Source organism: Acetobacterium sp. K1/6 (assembly GCF_034438075.1).
GTDB classification, from domain to species: Bacteria; Bacillota; Clostridia; order Eubacteriales; family Eubacteriaceae; genus Acetobacterium; species Acetobacterium carbinolicum.
This window is the reverse complement of sequence record NZ_JAXQGA010000015.1, coordinates 12415-29171: the sequence shown is the minus strand read 5'-3', so window position 1 is coordinate 29171 and position 16757 is coordinate 12415. Positions and strand designations below refer to the sequence as shown.

The following is a 16757-nucleotide window of genomic DNA, read 5'->3' as shown; positions in this document are numbered from 1 at the left end:
TCCTAAAAACTTAGTATTTCTTTTAGCTGTTGGCTAATACTATCAATATAACTTATTTTCCATTGATTCGCTTCCAAGTCCTTTTCTTTTTCTTCCTTTTTCATATTTAAATTGTTATTGATCTCATCATTAATTTCATTTAGGGTCACATTCACAACCTTCTCAGCTTCGTCCATATTATTTTTGAAATACTCATTAAGCCGTCGCACTTCATTTTCAGCCCGTTTAAATACCTGCTCAATCTGCTCATTCAATTCGGTCTTCCACCCCATTATAGCAGTCTCAACCGTTTTATAAACATTAACAAATTCCCCGTCACTGACCATTTTACTTTTCTCAATACGCTTAGGCTCCCAGAATTTAAAAAAACCGACAAAACCTGAACGCTCGGGATTACTTACTGTATAATACTCTTTATGCTTTTTTTCTTTGGTATTGGCCTTTATCAAACTGTTAAGATCCTTGACATCACAGTTTTTAAAGCTGACAATTTTTTCGAAATTGAAGTTATTGATTTTAATACTATTCTTGAATTCATCCATAAACACTCTGAATTCTTTCAGCATCTCGTTCCCTCTCGCCACAATTTCAGTTTCGATTTGATTCGAGAGTTTTCTTTCTAATTCAACCAGATATTTTTCCTGCTTTTGGGCAAACTCTTTAAAAATCCGATCACTTGCCTCTTTCTTAATTTCAGTTTTACCATTGTATTCATCTGTCATACGTGCCAGATCTCTGTTGATTTCGCCTTTTACCTGACTTGAATTCATATCAAATTTAAAGGAGCCAATTTTCCCCTCAATTGTTGTTTTTTTATTCTTTAATTCATTAACTTTGCTTCTGCTGTTTTCAATATCCGTTCTTACCTGCTCAAGCAAAGCCGTGTTTTCCTGGATTTCCTTATGAAATTTACTTTTCATTTCTTCCTGATCAATAATCTCAATCAATTCCTTCACTGCATCATTAATTTTCATCGGATAGGCATACTTTTCCAGGTATTCCTCAACTGTTTCTTCCAATGCCGGTATCCCGGTGTGAATAAGTGCCTCATAATCCAAATCTTCTTTATCTCGGGCTTCTTCAATCCGAATTTTTATATTATCCCTGCCTTTTGGTGACAAGGAAGCAAACTGTTCAAAGCTTAACAATCGCTGGAACATGCGATCCTCTGAATCTTCACTCTCAAAATTTTCAATCCAGTTCGAAACTTCTTTTTTATCTCTTCGGGTTATTTTTTCACCCCGTTTATCCATCCGGATCAGTTTTGCAATTTCGGCTGTAACTGGGAACAAATTCGGATAATGAACGCCCTTCTTGACAAGATAATTTTTTGTCGTTTGAATGACATTTTCAACTGTATCATCTTCGTCTTCTGGATCGAGGTCATCACATTTATTAATTACGAAAAGAAAGCGATCTTCAGCTTGTTTGCCATCTTTCTGCATTACTTCGGCAATCGACTGGAGTAACTCGTTATTGTCATCTGATTGTATTGTTTCTGGGCTCATCACGTATATGACCATGGTATTTTCATCTGAATGAATAATCTCCTTCGTCAATTTTTCATGATCATCGTTTGTTGAATTATTAGGACCTGGTGTATCTACTAAAAATAACGTCATTTTATCCGACTCAATTCCTGGAATTGGGCCAATTAAATCAATCTGCTTAATCTCTGTATCGGCGTTGAAATTTTCCAACGCTTCCAGAGCAACATCTTTACTTTCAGAAACCAGCTTTCCATTTTTATCAAAGCACTTGACGTCGAAGGTTTCCATTTGCTCATGATCTTTGATCGTTGTGATTGTTGCGGTACAGGCAGCCGTATTTGAAGGCAACAAGTCACGACCTAACAGGGCGTTGATTAAAGTTGACTTCCCACTGCTCATGGTTGCTATGACACAAACTTTAAAGTCTGCTTTTTTTGCATTTTCATAAGAATTCTGTATCGAATCTAATTGGTCTTTGGACAAAACTTCTCTTGCTTTTAAATTAATATTTTTGATGACCTCATCCAATTGTGTCATAATATTCTGATCATTACTTGATAATTCCGGTTCACTTAAGGTAATTTTTTTTGTGCACTCCTGTTGCAGATAAAGACTAAGATCCTCATAATCCACCGCTCGACCTTTAAATTTTACTGCTATACTGCCATTATTGGTCAATTCTAGAAGTTCATTACACAGTCCATTCCAGTCGCCATTTTTATTCAACCATTGTTGGAGCCTTTTTTCTTTGATCCGTGAAAAACGACTATCCTCTGTTAATCGCACACCATCCAAGAAAAACTCCGATCGTAATTCATAAGGGTTGTAGTTAATTCTAAATTCCATATTGTTACACCTCAATTCAATTTTTATACATTACTGAAAAATCGGATGATTTTGCTTTTGTGCATATATCAATAATTCTTCAGCATTTTTCGCAATTATTTCATCACTTATCATCTGACTAAAATTTTCTATTTTCTCACTAAGCTCGACTATTGGATTCAGCTGATGTTGAATCTTCATCTTCAAACTTTTGGGCATCCAGATGATGCGCGATAAATCTTTTTCATCAAGATTTTTAAATTCTGATTCTTTCAGTATTTTGTATTTGAATCCTTCTGAACCAAAATACTTTAAGCCTTTATCCCGCATTTTCATTAATTTTAAACTACTTATTCCTATTGGATTTATATCACAATATTTTTTGTTAATCATAATCAGGCCTTTAGAATTTAGCATTTCTATAATTAAATACTCTAAGGGATCGCAAAAACCAAAGAGCTGATTTACATACAACCGATCAATCCTACTTTTCCCATCGGTCAGTTTTTTTCTCTGATCATGGATCTTACATATTTCTTGAGCATAATTGTCCTCTCCTGTTTTCGCAATATATTCAGCTCTCTTAAACACTTCATTTCCATGCTTAACCAATTTTAATTTCTCATCAAAATAATGAGCAATTGCTTCCGCTAAAACCGGAAATTTTAAATATGTATCCACACATGTGATAAAATCATTGATTTTCGCTGGATAAACCGACTTCGCCAGGTATTCTTCAATTGATTCTTCTAACGCCGGTACCCCCGTATGAATCAGACCTTCGACAATAGTATTTTTTTCATTTCTCGCAGTTTTTAATCGCCTGGTAATCGTCTGTCGTGCTTCCGGGGTTAGTGAAGCAAACTGTTCAAAACTCTTAAGTCGTTGATACTCTTGATCCTCAGGCGTGCTGCTTTCAAAAATTTCCAGCCAGTCATCAATTTCATTTCTATCCTTTCTGGTTAATTTCTCCCCCCGCTGATTCATCCGGATCAGTTTAGCAATTTCAGCCGTAACTGGATAAATATTTGGTTCGTCAATTCCAATTTTTTTAAGATAAGCCTTTGCGGTTTCCAGAACATTTTCGATGGTATCATCTTCATCTTCCGGATCTAGATTATCGCATTTATTGATTACAAATAAGAACCGCTCTTCAGCTTTTTTCCCTGCTTTATTCATTGTTTCAGCAATTGTTTGAAGCAATTCATCGTTATCGTCAGACTGTATGGTTTCAGGACTCATTACGTAAATGACCATTGCATAGTCATCTGATTCAATCATTTCGAAAGTTAGTTTTTCATGGTCATCATTGGTCGAATTGTTTGGCCCAGGCGTGTCGATCAGATGTAAGTTAAACCTTGATGTCGAAATTCCCGGGATGGGGCCTTCTAAATCGATGATTTTTATCGCCTCATTTTCATTATATAATTCCAGTTCTTCCAGAGTTACATCCCTTTTCTCAATAAAAAGTTTCCCTTTCTGATCAAAGCACCATACATCAAAAAACTCCATCTCATCATTATCGGTCAAGGTAGTGATGGTTGCCGTGCAGGCCGCCGTATTTGAGGGCAGTAAATCGCGTCCCAGCATCGCATTGATCAAGGTAGACTTCCCGCTGCTCATGGTGGCAATCACGCAAATTTTAAATTTATTGCTGTTGATTTTTTCGAATTCATCCGCAAGATCACGAGATAGCTTGTCGTTCTTCTCCAACTTATTGATAAATCCCGATATTTCATTCATCAACATATTTTCATCTTCAATTAGAATAGGGTCAATCAATGAGATTTGTTCGCCTTGATATTTTTTAAAGTTTGACACAAATTCCTTGTAATCAATCATTCTTCCCCAAAATTCCAAATAAAGTCTTTCATCAATAAATTTCTGTTCCAATTCTTCAAAAATGCCCTGCCATCCAGATGTAACTTCAAACCAATTCTGATTTTTTTTGTTGCAGATATATTTAAGAATGCTGTCATTTTTCACTTCATTTCCATTGTATACTATTTGATTTTTTTTAATATACGGATTATAGATAATTGTTACTATCATTGATACCTCACACAATCTGAATTTATTTTATTCCTCCCCATACTTCCCCCGCATCCGCTCAATCATCTCCACCATCTCTTTGCGATAACTTGGCGGGCTTAGTACCTCAACCCAGTCCCCTTGCGAAAGCAGCCATTTTTTGACCCCTTCTCCATAGACCCGAGCTGAAAGAGTAGTGACGCCGTCTTCAGTTTTTTCCACCTTGGCAGTGGGCAGCCGATCTCGCACCGCCTCCAGGGATGGGCCGGAAAACCGGAAGCGGATGGTGGTCAGTTCACCGGTATACATAAACTGAATTTGATCCCGGAATTCGCTTTCTTGGAAGCGGTTGCCGTAGTCAACAGTAAATCGCTGATCCTCCCCATAAAAGGCGTAATTTAGAAATCGATCCAGCCGGAAAACCAGTGAAACGGGATTCTCCTTGCCATTGATCTCAGCAATCACATAAAAATAATACTCGTTGAACAATAACCCCAGGGGATTGATTTTATAGGCCTTGACGGTGCCATCCTGCTTTTGATACTGAACACCCAGCACCTGATGGTTCTGAACACTCTGACTAAAAAACCAGATCCGTTCAATTAAGTCTTCATCGTGTTTCACTGGCTGATAATGCTGACGTTCATTCCCGATGGCCAGCTCAATGGCTTTGCGGTTGTAGGACAGGCACAGCAGATGATCAAGGATTTTTCCCATTTCTTTTTTGTTAAAAGGTCGGGCATCCAGCAGCACCTTAATAACCGCAAAGATATCGTTATCCGACAGTGCCATACTGCCTTCCCGGAACAATCGGTGACCCTGACACTTCCGGTCATAGGCAACCTTGCTCTCCGGGTAAAGCACTTGTAGATAGTCTTCGATTTCCTTCAGATCCCGCTGAATGGTTTTATCACTGACCCCCAGATTTTCGGCCCATTTTTGTTTATTAACGGTCTCACCCCGAATGATCTGATCATAAATGGCCAGAATCCGAGCGGTTTTCTTTTCATCGTGTTGTGATGTCATCCTACCGTTCCACCCTTTCTAAGCTCCGCTCTAGATTCGCACATTTTTCTTGCAGCTTTTACACACCTTCACGGGTCCAAGTGGCCCTGGCATGGTGGTTGTGGCCGGATTCTGATGGCAGATCTGACATAGTGTTTTCTGATTCTTTTTCTGAGCCTGTTCTTTTTTCTCATACATCATAGTCATTTCCTTTTTTAATGGATTGATTTGCTACCCTGATTATACCAGAATGGTATGGACAGAATTTGTCCTAGCCTATCAATTATCCGATTTTCATGTGCAGCATTTCAATTAACCCCGCATCTTTGTCCCCTATTGATCAGCTACCCGCTATAGATATTATTCCATTATCAACTTTCTTTAATGTAGAATTAAACAACCAATAAGCCCCTGATATTTATAAGCAACTTCTTTTTTTAATAAAACTCTTCAAGTGTTGAGCTGATTTTTATTCTACAATTAACCATACTTTTTTCATTATACGCCTTTTTATAACGATTTCAAAACTTTTCTAGTGTAAAGTTATGCCTTTTTATCACTATTTATAAATCTTTTACATATGTCAAACATTTGAATATTCTATGACTCAACCGCCACACTATCTTCGCCTCTTTTATCATCCACGACTCTTAGAAAATTTCAAGATATGGCAAATTGTGTGCCTGAAAAATTTTTAAATCAAAAAAAGAACCTCTTGCGAAGTTCTTCTTAATTTATTAGTCAACCATAATCATGACTGAAGTGGCCTTAACCACTGCAGTTGCTTCACCGCCAACAGTTAATCCCAAATCTTTAACCGCTCCCATTGAAATAGAAGAAGTAACAATATTTCCGTTTCCGATGTCCACTTTTACAATCGCATTCACTGCACCTTCTTCAATACTGGCAATTTTGCCTTTTAATTGGTTTCTCGCACTTAGTTTCATTTTTTTCCTCCTTATGGTTTAAATTTCAAATTTATTATATTACTTTACTGCTATAAAGTCAACCGCCACAATATTCATTCTAAATCATCTCGCCCCGGCGTAAAAAACTCCAGAAATTCCTGATCTTCTTCACTGACCAGAAAACCATGGGTGACGCCACCCGGGATATAAATAGCGTCTCCCGGCTCCAGATGGGTGATGATTCCGTCGACGCTGACATCAGCACAGCCACTGATCATGTAGTCGATCTGGGCCTGGGGGTGGGCATGAAGGGGTGGGATGGTGCCGGCTTTCACCGTCATCCGTACCAGTGCGCATTCGCTTTCAGAAACCTGAATCTCTCTTATTACGGTTGGGGGCAATTTCATTTTCATCTCGCTCAGCCTTCTTTTAAATGATAGAGGGTTCGCAGCTCTTCTGACGTGAGATTGGTTTTCTCAACTCCGGTAAACTCATGGGCCACCACACCCCGATCCATCATAATTAACCGATCGCCATAGGCAATGGCGTCTTCCAGATGATGCGTGATCATCAGTGCCGTCAGATGATCCTTCTCGACAATCCGTTTGGTAAAAGACATTACGTCTTCGGCAGTCTTGGGGTCCAGTGCAGCAGTATGTTCATCCAGCAGAATCAGTTCCGGGGGTTTGATGGTACACATAATCAGAGCCACCACCTGGCACTGTCCGCCGGAGAGGTTTTTTATTTTGGAATCCAGCTTATTTTCCAGACCCATCTCCGCCTCGGCCAGTTTGTCCCGGAAGATTGCTTTCAGGCTTTTGGTTAAGGCCCAGTTAAAATTCTTGCGGTTTTGTCGGCCATAGGCCAGAGCCAGGTTTTCGGCCACGGTCAGGTTGGGGGCGGTTCCCCGCATCGGGCTCTGAAAAACTCGGCCAATGAATTTGGAACGCTTGTGTTCCGGCATAAAGGTGATGTCTTTCTCATCCAGGTAGATCGTGCCATCGTTAGGCAGGATAGCACCACTGATCAAATTGAAGAGGGTGGACTTACCGGCACCATTATTGCCTAAAATCGTGACAAATTCGCTGTCATCGACGCTCAGGTTAAGACCATTTAGAATATGATTATCCACCCCATTGTCGATGGTAAACTTCTTTTTCAAGTCGATAATCTTAAGCATGGCGGTTCCTCTTTTTCAATTGATAGTTTTCCTTGTAATACTGATACGCCGGAATCGACAGGGCAATGGTGACGATCACGGCTGATAATAGTTTCATGGCATAGGCTGGGAAGATCCGGGTGCTGATGGCAAGGGCCAGGATAAAGCGGTAGATCACTGAACCCAGCAGACAACTGAGCATCCCGGCCAAAATAGTCCGGCGACGAATAAAGGCTTCGCCGATAATCACGGCAGCCAGACCGACAACCAGCATTCCGGCACCGGAGGTCATATCGGCATAGCCCTGATCACAGGCCACCAGCCCCCCACATAAGGCAATCAGGCCATTGCTGATCATCAAACCAAGGATCTTATAACGATCAACACTCATGGATGAGGACCGTGCCATCATTTCATTGTCACCGATGGCACGGATACAAAGGCCGCTATTTGTTTTGAAAAACAGTACCAGCACCACCATGGCAATCACCACAAAAGTCAGTGATATGACAATCTTAGCCATATCGAAATCCATGGGCAATCGCCCACCAAGCAGATCAAAAATAGTGGTGACTCCTAACAGGGTCAGATTGGAAGACCCCTGCATCACCATCAGGTTGATGGTGTAGAGGCCCGTCATCGTCAGAATCCCGGAGAGAATAGCAGGAATGCGGAGCTTGGTCTGCAGCAGGGCCGTGACCAGACCGGCCAGTCCGCCAGCCAGCAGGGAAAGAAGAATCCCTAAAACAGGATGTCCGTTCACCGCTGAGATGGTCATGACGGCCATGCCAAAGACAAAGCTTCCTTCGGCAGTTAAATCCGGGGTGTTAAGTACTCTAAAACTAATGTAGATGCCCATGGCAATGAGACTATAAATAAGGCCCAGTTGCAGGGAACCGATGGCTAATGACATAATGTTTCTCCTTTAAAGGTCAGGCGGTCTAAATGTTATTTCACAATCACAGCGGTATTGCTAAGATCAGTCGGTAGCTTAATGCCGATCGCGTCGGAAGTGGTTTGGTTGATCACGGTTTCGGTCGCTTCTACTGCTACTGCCGGAATATCAGCCGGGGTTTTGCCGTTTAATATTTCAATGGCCATATCGGCTGAGGCGGCGCCAATAGCCGTATCGCCAATGGCAACAGTGGCCAGCGCGCCAGTGTTTACCATCACAGTGGAGCTGCCGTAGACTGGTTTTTTAGCCGTTTTGGCTGCTTCGGCAACGGTTGGCATGGCATTCTGAATCACTGAGTCGTTAGGAATAAAGATCGCATCCACCTGACTTAACAAGCTGTCAATGGCCTGTTTAACTTCGGATGAATTGGTGACCACGGCTTCTTTGATTTCATAACCCTGGGCAGTCATATAGTCTTTGGCCTTGTTAACCGTACTGACGGAATTGACCTCGCTGGTGTTATAAATAATCCCAAACGTTTTAACGCCCGGGGTCAGCGTTTTTGACAGGTCTACAATTTTGTCTACTGGGATGGGATTGGAGGTTCCGGTGGCGTTGTGATCGGGTTTTTCCATGGTGGTGACAATCCCGGCTTTAACCGGGTCGGATACCGCAATAAACACCTGTGGTGTTTCGGACTTCATGTTGACAAAAGCCTGGGATGCCGGTGTGGCCACCGTGGCGACTAGATCATAACTGCCGTCGGACATTTCCTGAGCAATCGTATTAAGAGCCGAGGTATCACCCTGGGCATTTTTTACCACGATTTCCATGTCATCTTCGGTGTATCCCTGATCCCGAAGCTGTTTGATAAAGCCGTCACGCATGGCATCAAAGGCGCCGTTTTCAATCATTTGAATCACGCCAACCTTTAATTTCTTATCCTCAGTCGTGCTGCCCGTTCCCGATGATGCACAGGCGGCTAACGACAGGGTCATCGCCAGGGTTAAAACGACTGCGGTCATTTTCTTAAAAACATTCTTTTTCATTTCTTTTTCTCCTTTTTTTGTGTTATTTATTGGTGTTTTTATTGACATTTTCCAGCTCCAAAAACGCTGCTTTTAGCATTTCCAGCGTGATCTCGTAGGGGTTGTGGCGGATATCAGCCATTTGGGTGATGGATTCCAGATAAGGTTCTAACTGTTTATAATTTAGATCGAGATCGGCCAGAGCATGGGGCAGCCCGGTTTCACAGTTAAAATGATAAACCCGCTCAAATTCTTCCCGTTGGCCATCCACCAGCAGCAAAATCAAAATACCAAAGGCAACAATCTCACCATGAAGGTGGGTTTCATTATCAAAGCCGGGAATCGTGGTGAGGGTATAATAGATGGCATGGGCCAGACCACTGTTGTAATCCGGGGTATGATCCAGGGTGACCAGAATGGATACCAGCGCAGTGGTGACAATAACGATCAGGACAGCCTGCTCAAAAGCTTCATTGACGACTTTTTCCTGATTGGCATGGAGTGCCAAAACCCCGTGCGTGATGATTCCGTCGGCACATTGACTACTGATGTTTACGCCCATGGTCAGGGCGTGGTTCAGTGCTTCGCCTCGGGCGGAAATACTGGCCTCATAATATTTGGCATAGGTATCTCCCAAACCGGCCCAGAGGTATTTTACTGGTGCCTCAGCCAGCACCTGGGTTTGGATAAAGGCATGTTTGGGCGGTTCTTTTAAAAACTCGGGTCTTAAAAAGCCGCCATCCGAACCATACATAATTGAAACACTGGTACAGGCAGAACAATTGGAGGCGATGGTGGGGAATGAAAAAACCGGCTTAGCCACCTGTTCGGCCACAAATTTTCCGGTATCCAGCACCCGTCCGCCGCCGATGGCAAAAATCATCTGGGCATCCGTAGCAGCGATTTCTTTTTTCAGCTTTTCGACATTTTCATAGGTACACTCACCACCATAGTGAAGGGTTTTTACCACTTCAAGACGACTCTTGTCAATCGCCGCATCGAGAACGTTTCTAGCCGCTTGATAGCCGTGATCCCCGACAATCAGCACCACCTTTTTACCATAGTGGGAGCAGATCGCATCAATGTGATCATAACTTGACTGCCCAACGGTATAATTTGATAAATTAACACTGTATGTCATCTGGTATCTCCTTTTTTTCTAAAAAACAAAAAACTCCTGTCCTTACATAGGACAAGAGTTTAAATTCCTGCGGTGCCACCTAAATTGATGTCCTCAAACCAAGTTGAGATCCATCCACTTTAATACGTACAATCATACGCTTTCCTTTGATAACGGACGGAATCCCCGTTGAACATTACTAAGCCATCGGCCGTTCTTTTCACCCTCATGAATCCATTCCCGATTGCGATAACTGCTGCATTCTCACTATCTGCAACTCACTTTAGCATCTTTCCAATAGGTACTACTTTCAATCAAAGGTTTATTTCTGTTGTCTAAGATGATACCATATTCAAATAGCTTTTGTAAAGTCTCAACTATCGATTCTTTTTTAATTATTCTGAGATCAAACCTTTACTAAGCAAAAATTCATGAGCAACATCTTCTGGTGTTCGACCATTTACGTCCACTTCATATGTCAGGTCTGTCATTATTTCATTTGTAAACTGTCCCCCTAAAGAGTTTAATACCGCTTCAAGATCAGGCGCAATTTCATTGTATCGTTCAAACAAATCGTTTCTGACGAGTAGAGCATCATTGTATTCCGGGAAGAAATTTCGATCATCATCTAAAACAACCAGTCCGGTTTTTTTATTCATGCCATCGGTTGTATAAACAATCGTAACATCAATATTACCACTTTCAATTGCGGAATACTTCAAGGCCATATCAAGGGGTTTGTTCTCTTTAAAATTCAGACCGTAAAATTCGGTAAATGGGCCATATTTCATACTTCCTTCTTCGGTATAGAAACCATGTTCGGCACCAAAGACCAACTGATCAGAAACAGCGGCGAGATCAGAAATGGTTTTTAAATTATACTTTTGTGCCGTTTCCGGAAGTACCCCGATGGCATAGGTATTTTCAGATCCTATTTTATCCAACATATGCACACCTTTTTCAGTTGAGGCCACTTCATTGGCATAATCATATAAGGTCATGCCTTCTGGAATGTTCGTGGTATCTAACTTCAAATAGGTGGTCAGCAGGGTCCCATCATATGAATTTAAAATATCAACATTCCCGGCAACCATTTCTTTAAACGTATTTACCTCATCCATTTCATCGCGAATATCCACCGTTGCATCGGTATGATTTTCAACCACCATTTTAACCATCTGATTGATAATTTTCATTTCCGAAAAGGTTCCATCATATATGATGATCGAGGCCTCTTCTTTTCCCGAACTACAACCGGCAACGGACATTGTCAACAATAAAACAACCAGTAAACTCATTATCTTTTTCATTTTTTTCTTTTCCTTTCATTTCTAAAAATTCTATTTTTCTTTCCACTCATCACAACATACCAACAGCTAAAATGCTTTTTTAAAATACTTTATTGTTGGTTCCCTTTGTTAAACGTCGATTAATCACGATCATCAATACATCAAATAGTACCGCCATGATCATCAGTGACAATGTCCCTGAGACGATTAAATTCATATTTTGCGTTCGAATCCCCTGGTAAATTACTTTGCCCAACCCACCTCCTCCAACTGAAGTTGCAAAGACCGCGACCCCTACCGTGGTCACTGTTGCAATCCTGATTCCAGTAAAAATCATTGGGAAAGCCAGCGGAATTTCGACTGAAATCAGACGATCTAATTGCGTCAATCCCATGCCTTTTCCGGCCTCCTTAATCCCGTTATCAACATTTTCCAAACCGACACAGGTATTATGAACAATCGGCAACAGTGAATACAGCACCAGACCTGAGATCACGGTCATTTTTCCCGGACCCAAAGCAATGATGATCAACCCTAACAGCGCCAAGGCTGGTATTGTCTGTAATATTTCAACCGACCATAAGACGATTTTCCTTCCTGATGGTTTTAAATAAGCCAAAACACCGATCGGCAAGCCCACCACAACTGAAAATATTACTGTCATTATAACAAGATAGAGGTGTTCCAGTATAATTGATGCATCCATTATTTCACACTCCTTATTCCTTTGGGCACAACGACACGGCGAAGCACATCAATTAGCAGACTAAGGACAATCGCCATAATTGCCGATGGAATGGCACCTGCCAGAATCAACTGATCATTATTCGAGGCAATGCCGATATAAATAAATTCACCTAATCCCCCCAGTCCAATCATTGCCGCTAAAACCGCCCAACTGACAGTGTAGATGGTTGACATCCTTAATCCGGCAATAATAGAAGGCGAAGCTAACGGCAGTTCAACTTCAATCAGGATCTGAAATGGCGACATCCCACACCCTTTGGCAGCTTCAATGTATTCCTTTTTGACATCAAGTAAGCCGGTATAGGTATTTTTAAGAATTGGAAAAATGGCGTAAACCGCCAGCGCAGAAATCACCGTTGCGGGAATCATCCCGAGGTATAGAAAAAGGATTCCAATAAACACAATTCCAGGAATTGTCTGAAATACCGAAAGTAGCGGCATTACGATCTTTGCATATTGAGGAACACGAGATAGCAGAATGCCCAGTACCAATGCGATCACAAAGCCGATAGTCACTGAAGTAAGGACGTAAAATAAATGAACTTGAAAAGCGGTAATCAGGCGATCACCATATGTTTCGAGAAAAATCATTGCATATCACCCCACAAAGTATCAGCCATGGCGGTTGCCATGCTAGTCTTTGAAATGATTCCTGCAACGGTTTGGTCACTGTTCAAAACGACCACATAATTGTCACCAGAATTATAAAGTTTATCAAACGAATCCTTGGCATTTTCTAAAATGTCGGAGGTGATATTTTGATACGGTTCGATTTCACCAATGCTACCTGAGGATTTACCATGCTTTTTGATATCCTTAATGGTTACAACGCCAGCATAGGTCTCATCTTCATTCTTGATGACTAACGAGTCGATATGCTGTCGTGCCATTAAGTCGGTACATTCACGAATGCTCTTTTTCTTTTGAACGCTGATCACATTCTCACTCATAAAATCAGCTGCTGTTAGATTTAAAGGGTCTGTTGCCAGCGATGATTTTCGCATAAAATCACGAATCAACGGACTCGCCGGATTTGCCAGCATCTCCTCTGGTGTCGCCATCTGAATAATTTTTCCATGCTCCATAAAAATAATTTTATCCGCCAAGTCCAGGGCCTCATTCATATCATGAGTCACAAAGACAATGGTTTTTTTAAGTTTTTTATGCAGCTTCACAATCTCCTTCTGAAGCGTCGCTCGCGTCATCGGATCCAGCGCACCAAAGGGCTCATCCATTAAAACGATCGGCGGTGATGCGGCTAAAGCCCTTAAAACACCGATTCGCTGCTGCTGACCACCCGACAGTTCAGGTGGATACTTATGGGCATATTCCTCATAGGACATATCAACCATTTCCATCAGCTCTTTAGTAATTTTTTTTATCTCTTGTTTGCTGTATTTCAGCCGTTTCGGCACAACACCGATATTCTGTTCAATGGTCATATTCGGGAATAAACCAATTTGCTGAATGACATAACCAATCTTTCGTCTTAATTTAACGGGATTGACTTGCGAAATTTCCTCACCATTAACGAATATTTTTCCCTGCTCCGGCTTAATCAAACGGTTAATCGATTTTAAAGTCGTCGTTTTTCCACAACCACTTGGACCAATCAGCACCACAAATTCTCCGGGTTCAATGTTAAAACTTAAATCGTCCAGGATAACGGTATTTCCATATTTCTTTTTTACGCTTTCAAAACGTATCATTAGATAGAACCTCTCTTTTCTTGATCGTCGGTTTTGCTTCGATGTACATCGATAAAAATTTTTAAAAAAAAAGCAACTCTTATCTGTTGTTGTCATTGCTAGAACCAACGAGTGTTTCTATCTCTTCCAACATCATTTATGACATTGCTTTTTAGTGGAAAATTAAAATTATTGCTAAAAAATATAATTTCAATGTTTAAATGCTAATTTACTTCAATCCCGCTGTATCTGAATTTCGCACTGTCACAATCTATCTGTTCCAAACATATTTTTTTTGCATTGAAAACAAATTTAACCATTATTATTTATTAATCCTAACCTATTATTCCGTAGTTGTCAAATTTTGTTATGTAACTAAACTTCACATCATTTTTTTATCTGTTGATTCTGTTTGCAGACATTGCAAACCTAAACTCAACACTCTGGTTGCTTTTTCAATGGTCTTTAGCTATTTTTTGTTCTTCTATTAAATCACTTTTTTATCACGTTTATTTAGATCAAAGCTGCTACCTCGTTGGCAGCCCAGATGGCGCCGCGGATATTTTTTATCACCTGACTGTCGCCAATATTGTATACCTGGTAGTCGTTTCTTAATTCCTCATATAAAGAAGGTGCTGGTTCAAATCCCACCGCAATCATCACATGATGGGCCGGGATAAGGTGTTGCTGACCCTTTGCTTCAATGACGGCACCTTCTTCGGTGACTGCCTTGAGTGTTGCGTTAGTGATAATTTCGCTATGATAAAAAGCCAGCAGGTCCTTAAGCATTTGTTTGTTGGCCGGGGCCAGGGGAATGCCGGCAGTTAGAATATCCGGGGCGGCATCCACGATGGTCATTTTATGACGATGCATGGCCAGATGAAGAGCCGCCTCACACCCTGCCAGACCGCCGCCAATGGCTGGACACCGGGGTCCGACATAGGTTTTATCACTAATCACATCGATCGCATTGGTCACCTTTTCGCTATCCATTCCCGGAAATGTAAGCTTCCGGGCCTCTGAACCCTGGGCAATAAAAACAATATCCGGTTTGATGGTCGCTATTTTTTCGAGGGTTGCCGGTTCATCGAGGCGGACTTCGACCTTTAAGTTTTCCAGCTCTGCTTCATACCAATGAATCAGCCGATCGTCTGCCGTTTTTAAGATCCGTTTGCTGCTGTATTTAAGCTTGCCGCCCAGGCGATAGCTTTTTTCAAACAGGATAACCTGATGTCCCCGCAAAGCGCTGACTCGGGCGGCTTCCATTCCTGCCGGACCGCCGCCCACCACGACCACTTTTTGAGGCGTTTTGGCTGCTTCACTTTTTAACAACAGTTCCCGATTGCAAGCCGGGTTAACGGTACAAGAGGCTTCGCCCCCGGCGATTTTATTAGCCAGACAGCCATCATTACAACCCAGACAAGGCCGGATCGCTTCAACCTGGCCGTTTATTAACTTTTGAGGAAGATCGGGATCAGCCAGCAAAGGCCGACCTAGTCCCACCGCATCCAACAGCCCTTTTTCAAGCGCATCTGCCGATAAATCCGGATCGTCCATTTTTCCGGCTGCCAATACCGGTACCTGAACGACTTTTTTCAGGGCCTCGCTGAGATTCAGATAAACCCCTTTGTCGAAATAGGCCGGTGGGTATTTCCAATAGGAAGCTTTCTCAAATGTGCTGATGCCAGCCGCCACGTCAAAACCGTCACAGCCCGCCGCTTCCAGCATAAGCGCCGCAGCCAGGGCTTCATCCAGATCACGCCCCTGTTCTTTAAATTCTTCGTCGGGCAGAGCCTGCCCTCTCCCGGCTTTTAAATACGTTTTCATTGCCAAACGTAGAATCACCGGGAAGTCGCTACCACAGGCTTCCTTGATGGCAGCAATGATTTCCGTCACGATCCTAAATCTGTTTTTAAGATCGCCACCGTAGCAATCCTTTCGCTGATTAAAAAGGGCCAGGGTAAAACCATCCAGCAACTCGCCGGACTGGATTTCCACACCGTCATAACCGGCGGCTTTGACAATTTTGGCCGAGTAGGCAAAAGACTCCACCAGTAACCGGATTTCCGCTGTAGTCATCGCCTGGCAGTGCTTAATTTGTTCGATCCGGGCGTCTTTCGTCAAATTATCCAAACCGGCAGCCAACTGAACAACTATTTTGCAACCATCGGCATGGATTTCCTCGGTCATTTCCAACCCCGCACAAATATAGGCATCGGGGTTAAACCATGGCACCGGATTGGTACAAACGGTCTTTATTTCCCCTATATTTTTCACTTCATTGGCACCCGTAATGATCAGACCAACCCCGCCTTTAGATCGGGCCGCATAAAAGGCAATCGCCTCTTTGGTATAAGCACCATTTTCAGTGACGGTCGGAATTCCCATGGCTGGCATAAACAGTCGATTCTTAAGTCCCATCTCATTGATTGTGAATGGCTCAAATAGGGCACTGAATTTTTTATCCATTTTCTCCCTGCTTTCTCATTTTCAGATAATTACAAACTTCATAAACTAAATAAAACCGATTCTGCTAAAAAGGACATTCCCGTACTAACAATTGTTACGGTCG

Annotated in this window: 15 protein-coding genes; all 15 read right to left on the bottom strand. The window is 42.0% G+C overall.

Annotation, left to right across the window (positions count from 1 at the left end; all coding sequences use genetic code 11):
- Positions 1–2: 2 nt before the first annotated feature.
- The 15 genes from U2P91_RS12965 to U2P91_RS12895 all read right to left on the bottom strand — a co-directional run bounded on the left by U2P91_RS12965 (position 3) and on the right by U2P91_RS12895 (position 16654).
- A complete protein-coding gene (locus U2P91_RS12965) occupies positions 3–2336 on the bottom strand; it encodes a dynamin family protein (protein WP_111888930.1) in 2334 nt (777 codons plus the stop codon).
- A gap of 30 nt (positions 2337–2366) precedes the next feature.
- Complete coding sequence (locus U2P91_RS12960; RefSeq protein ID WP_111888929.1) at positions 2367–4367, bottom strand: dynamin family protein; 2001 nt, start codon at positions 4365–4367, stop codon at positions 2367–2369.
- Between the two features lie 27 nt (positions 4368–4394).
- Positions 4395–5372 (bottom strand): helix-turn-helix transcriptional regulator, encoded by a 978-nt coding sequence (locus tag U2P91_RS12955; RefSeq protein ID WP_111888928.1) that lies wholly within the window; start codon positions 5370–5372, stop codon positions 4395–4397.
- 30 nt (positions 5373–5402) lie between these two features.
- Positions 5403–5552, bottom strand: a complete 150-nt coding sequence (locus U2P91_RS12950) for a hypothetical protein (protein WP_162624536.1) — start codon at positions 5550–5552, stop codon at positions 5403–5405.
- Between the two features lie 536 nt (positions 5553–6088).
- Positions 6089–6298: a TOBE domain-containing protein gene (locus U2P91_RS12945; RefSeq protein ID WP_111888927.1), complete on the bottom strand. Its 210-nt coding sequence runs from the start codon at positions 6296–6298 to the stop codon at positions 6089–6091.
- A gap of 74 nt (positions 6299–6372) precedes the next feature.
- Positions 6373–6672 carry a cupin domain-containing protein gene (locus U2P91_RS12940; RefSeq protein WP_111888926.1) on the bottom strand — a complete coding sequence of 100 codons (300 nt, stop codon included), beginning with the start codon at positions 6670–6672 and terminating at the stop codon, positions 6373–6375.
- Positions 6673–6677: 5 nt separating this feature from the next.
- Positions 6678–7439 carry an ABC transporter ATP-binding protein gene (locus tag U2P91_RS12935; protein ID WP_111888925.1) on the bottom strand — a complete coding sequence of 254 codons (762 nt, stop codon included), beginning with the start codon at positions 7437–7439 and terminating at the stop codon, positions 6678–6680.
- Complete coding sequence (locus tag U2P91_RS12930) at positions 7432–8331, bottom strand: ABC transporter permease (RefSeq protein ID WP_111888924.1); 900 nt, start codon at positions 8329–8331, stop codon at positions 7432–7434. The genes U2P91_RS12935 and U2P91_RS12930 overlap by 8 nt, the downstream gene beginning before the upstream one ends.
- Positions 8332–8366: 35 nt before the next feature.
- Entirely contained in the window at positions 8367–9362 is a 996-nt protein-coding gene (locus U2P91_RS12925; protein ID WP_111889787.1) for an ABC transporter substrate-binding protein, read from the bottom strand.
- A gap of 22 nt (positions 9363–9384) precedes the next feature.
- Positions 9385–10482 (bottom strand): iron-containing alcohol dehydrogenase family protein, encoded by a 1098-nt coding sequence (locus U2P91_RS12920; protein WP_111888923.1) that lies wholly within the window; start codon positions 10480–10482, stop codon positions 9385–9387.
- Between the two features lie 374 nt (positions 10483–10856).
- A complete protein-coding gene (locus U2P91_RS12915; RefSeq protein WP_111888922.1) occupies positions 10857–11771 on the bottom strand; it encodes a glycine betaine ABC transporter substrate-binding protein in 915 nt (304 codons plus the stop codon).
- A gap of 79 nt (positions 11772–11850) precedes the next feature.
- Positions 11851–12456: an ABC transporter permease gene (locus tag U2P91_RS12910; protein WP_111888921.1), complete on the bottom strand. Its 606-nt coding sequence runs from the start codon at positions 12454–12456 to the stop codon at positions 11851–11853.
- Positions 12456–13088 (bottom strand): ABC transporter permease, encoded by a 633-nt coding sequence (locus U2P91_RS12905; RefSeq protein WP_111888920.1) that lies wholly within the window; start codon positions 13086–13088, stop codon positions 12456–12458. The genes U2P91_RS12910 and U2P91_RS12905 overlap by 1 nt, the downstream gene beginning before the upstream one ends.
- Positions 13085–14206 (bottom strand): ABC transporter ATP-binding protein, encoded by a 1122-nt coding sequence (locus U2P91_RS12900; RefSeq protein ID WP_111888919.1) that lies wholly within the window; start codon positions 14204–14206, stop codon positions 13085–13087. Before U2P91_RS12900 ends, U2P91_RS12905 begins: the two co-directional genes overlap by 4 nt.
- Before the next feature lie 492 nt (positions 14207–14698).
- Positions 14699–16654: an FAD-dependent oxidoreductase gene (locus U2P91_RS12895; RefSeq protein ID WP_111888918.1), complete on the bottom strand. Its 1956-nt coding sequence runs from the start codon at positions 16652–16654 to the stop codon at positions 14699–14701.
- Between the last annotated feature and the right edge of the window lie 103 nt (positions 16655–16757).

Excerpts from the sequence above, each read along its gene's own strand:
- U2P91_RS12960 (WP_111888929.1), bottom strand. The coding sequence starts at position 4,367 with ATGATAGTAACAATTATCTATAATCCGTATATTAAAAAAAATCAAATA.
- U2P91_RS12905 (WP_111888920.1), bottom strand. The coding sequence starts at position 13,088 with ATGATTTTTCTCGAAACATATGGTGATCGCCTGATTACCGCTTTTCAA.
- U2P91_RS12950 (WP_162624536.1), bottom strand. The coding sequence starts at position 5,552 with ATGATGTATGAGAAAAAAGAACAGGCTCAGAAAAAGAATCAGAAAACA.
- U2P91_RS12920 (WP_111888923.1), bottom strand. The coding sequence starts at position 10,482 with ATGACATACAGTGTTAATTTATCAAATTATACCGTTGGGCAGTCAAGT.
- U2P91_RS12915 (WP_111888922.1), bottom strand. The coding sequence starts at position 11,771 with ATGAAAAAGATAATGAGTTTACTGGTTGTTTTATTGTTGACAATGTCC.
- U2P91_RS12940 (WP_111888926.1), bottom strand. The coding sequence starts at position 6,672 with ATGAAAATGAAATTGCCCCCAACCGTAATAAGAGAGATTCAGGTTTCT.
- U2P91_RS12955 (WP_111888928.1), bottom strand. The coding sequence starts at position 5,372 with ATGACATCACAACACGATGAAAAGAAAACCGCTCGGATTCTGGCCATT.
- U2P91_RS12925 (WP_111889787.1), bottom strand. The coding sequence starts at position 9,362 with ATGAAAAAGAATGTTTTTAAGAAAATGACCGCAGTCGTTTTAACCCTG.
- U2P91_RS12965 (WP_111888930.1), bottom strand. The coding sequence starts at position 2,336 with ATGGAATTTAGAATTAACTACAACCCTTATGAATTACGATCGGAGTTT.
- U2P91_RS12945 (WP_111888927.1), bottom strand. The coding sequence starts at position 6,298 with ATGAAACTAAGTGCGAGAAACCAATTAAAAGGCAAAATTGCCAGTATT.
- U2P91_RS12910 (WP_111888921.1), bottom strand. The coding sequence starts at position 12,456 with ATGGATGCATCAATTATACTGGAACACCTCTATCTTGTTATAATGACA.
- U2P91_RS12895 (WP_111888918.1), bottom strand. The coding sequence starts at position 16,654 with ATGGATAAAAAATTCAGTGCCCTATTTGAGCCATTCACAATCAATGAG.
- U2P91_RS12935 (WP_111888925.1), bottom strand. The coding sequence starts at position 7,439 with ATGCTTAAGATTATCGACTTGAAAAAGAAGTTTACCATCGACAATGGG.
- U2P91_RS12900 (WP_111888919.1), bottom strand. The coding sequence starts at position 14,206 with ATGATACGTTTTGAAAGCGTAAAAAAGAAATATGGAAATACCGTTATC.
- U2P91_RS12930 (WP_111888924.1), bottom strand. The coding sequence starts at position 8,331 with ATGTCATTAGCCATCGGTTCCCTGCAACTGGGCCTTATTTATAGTCTC.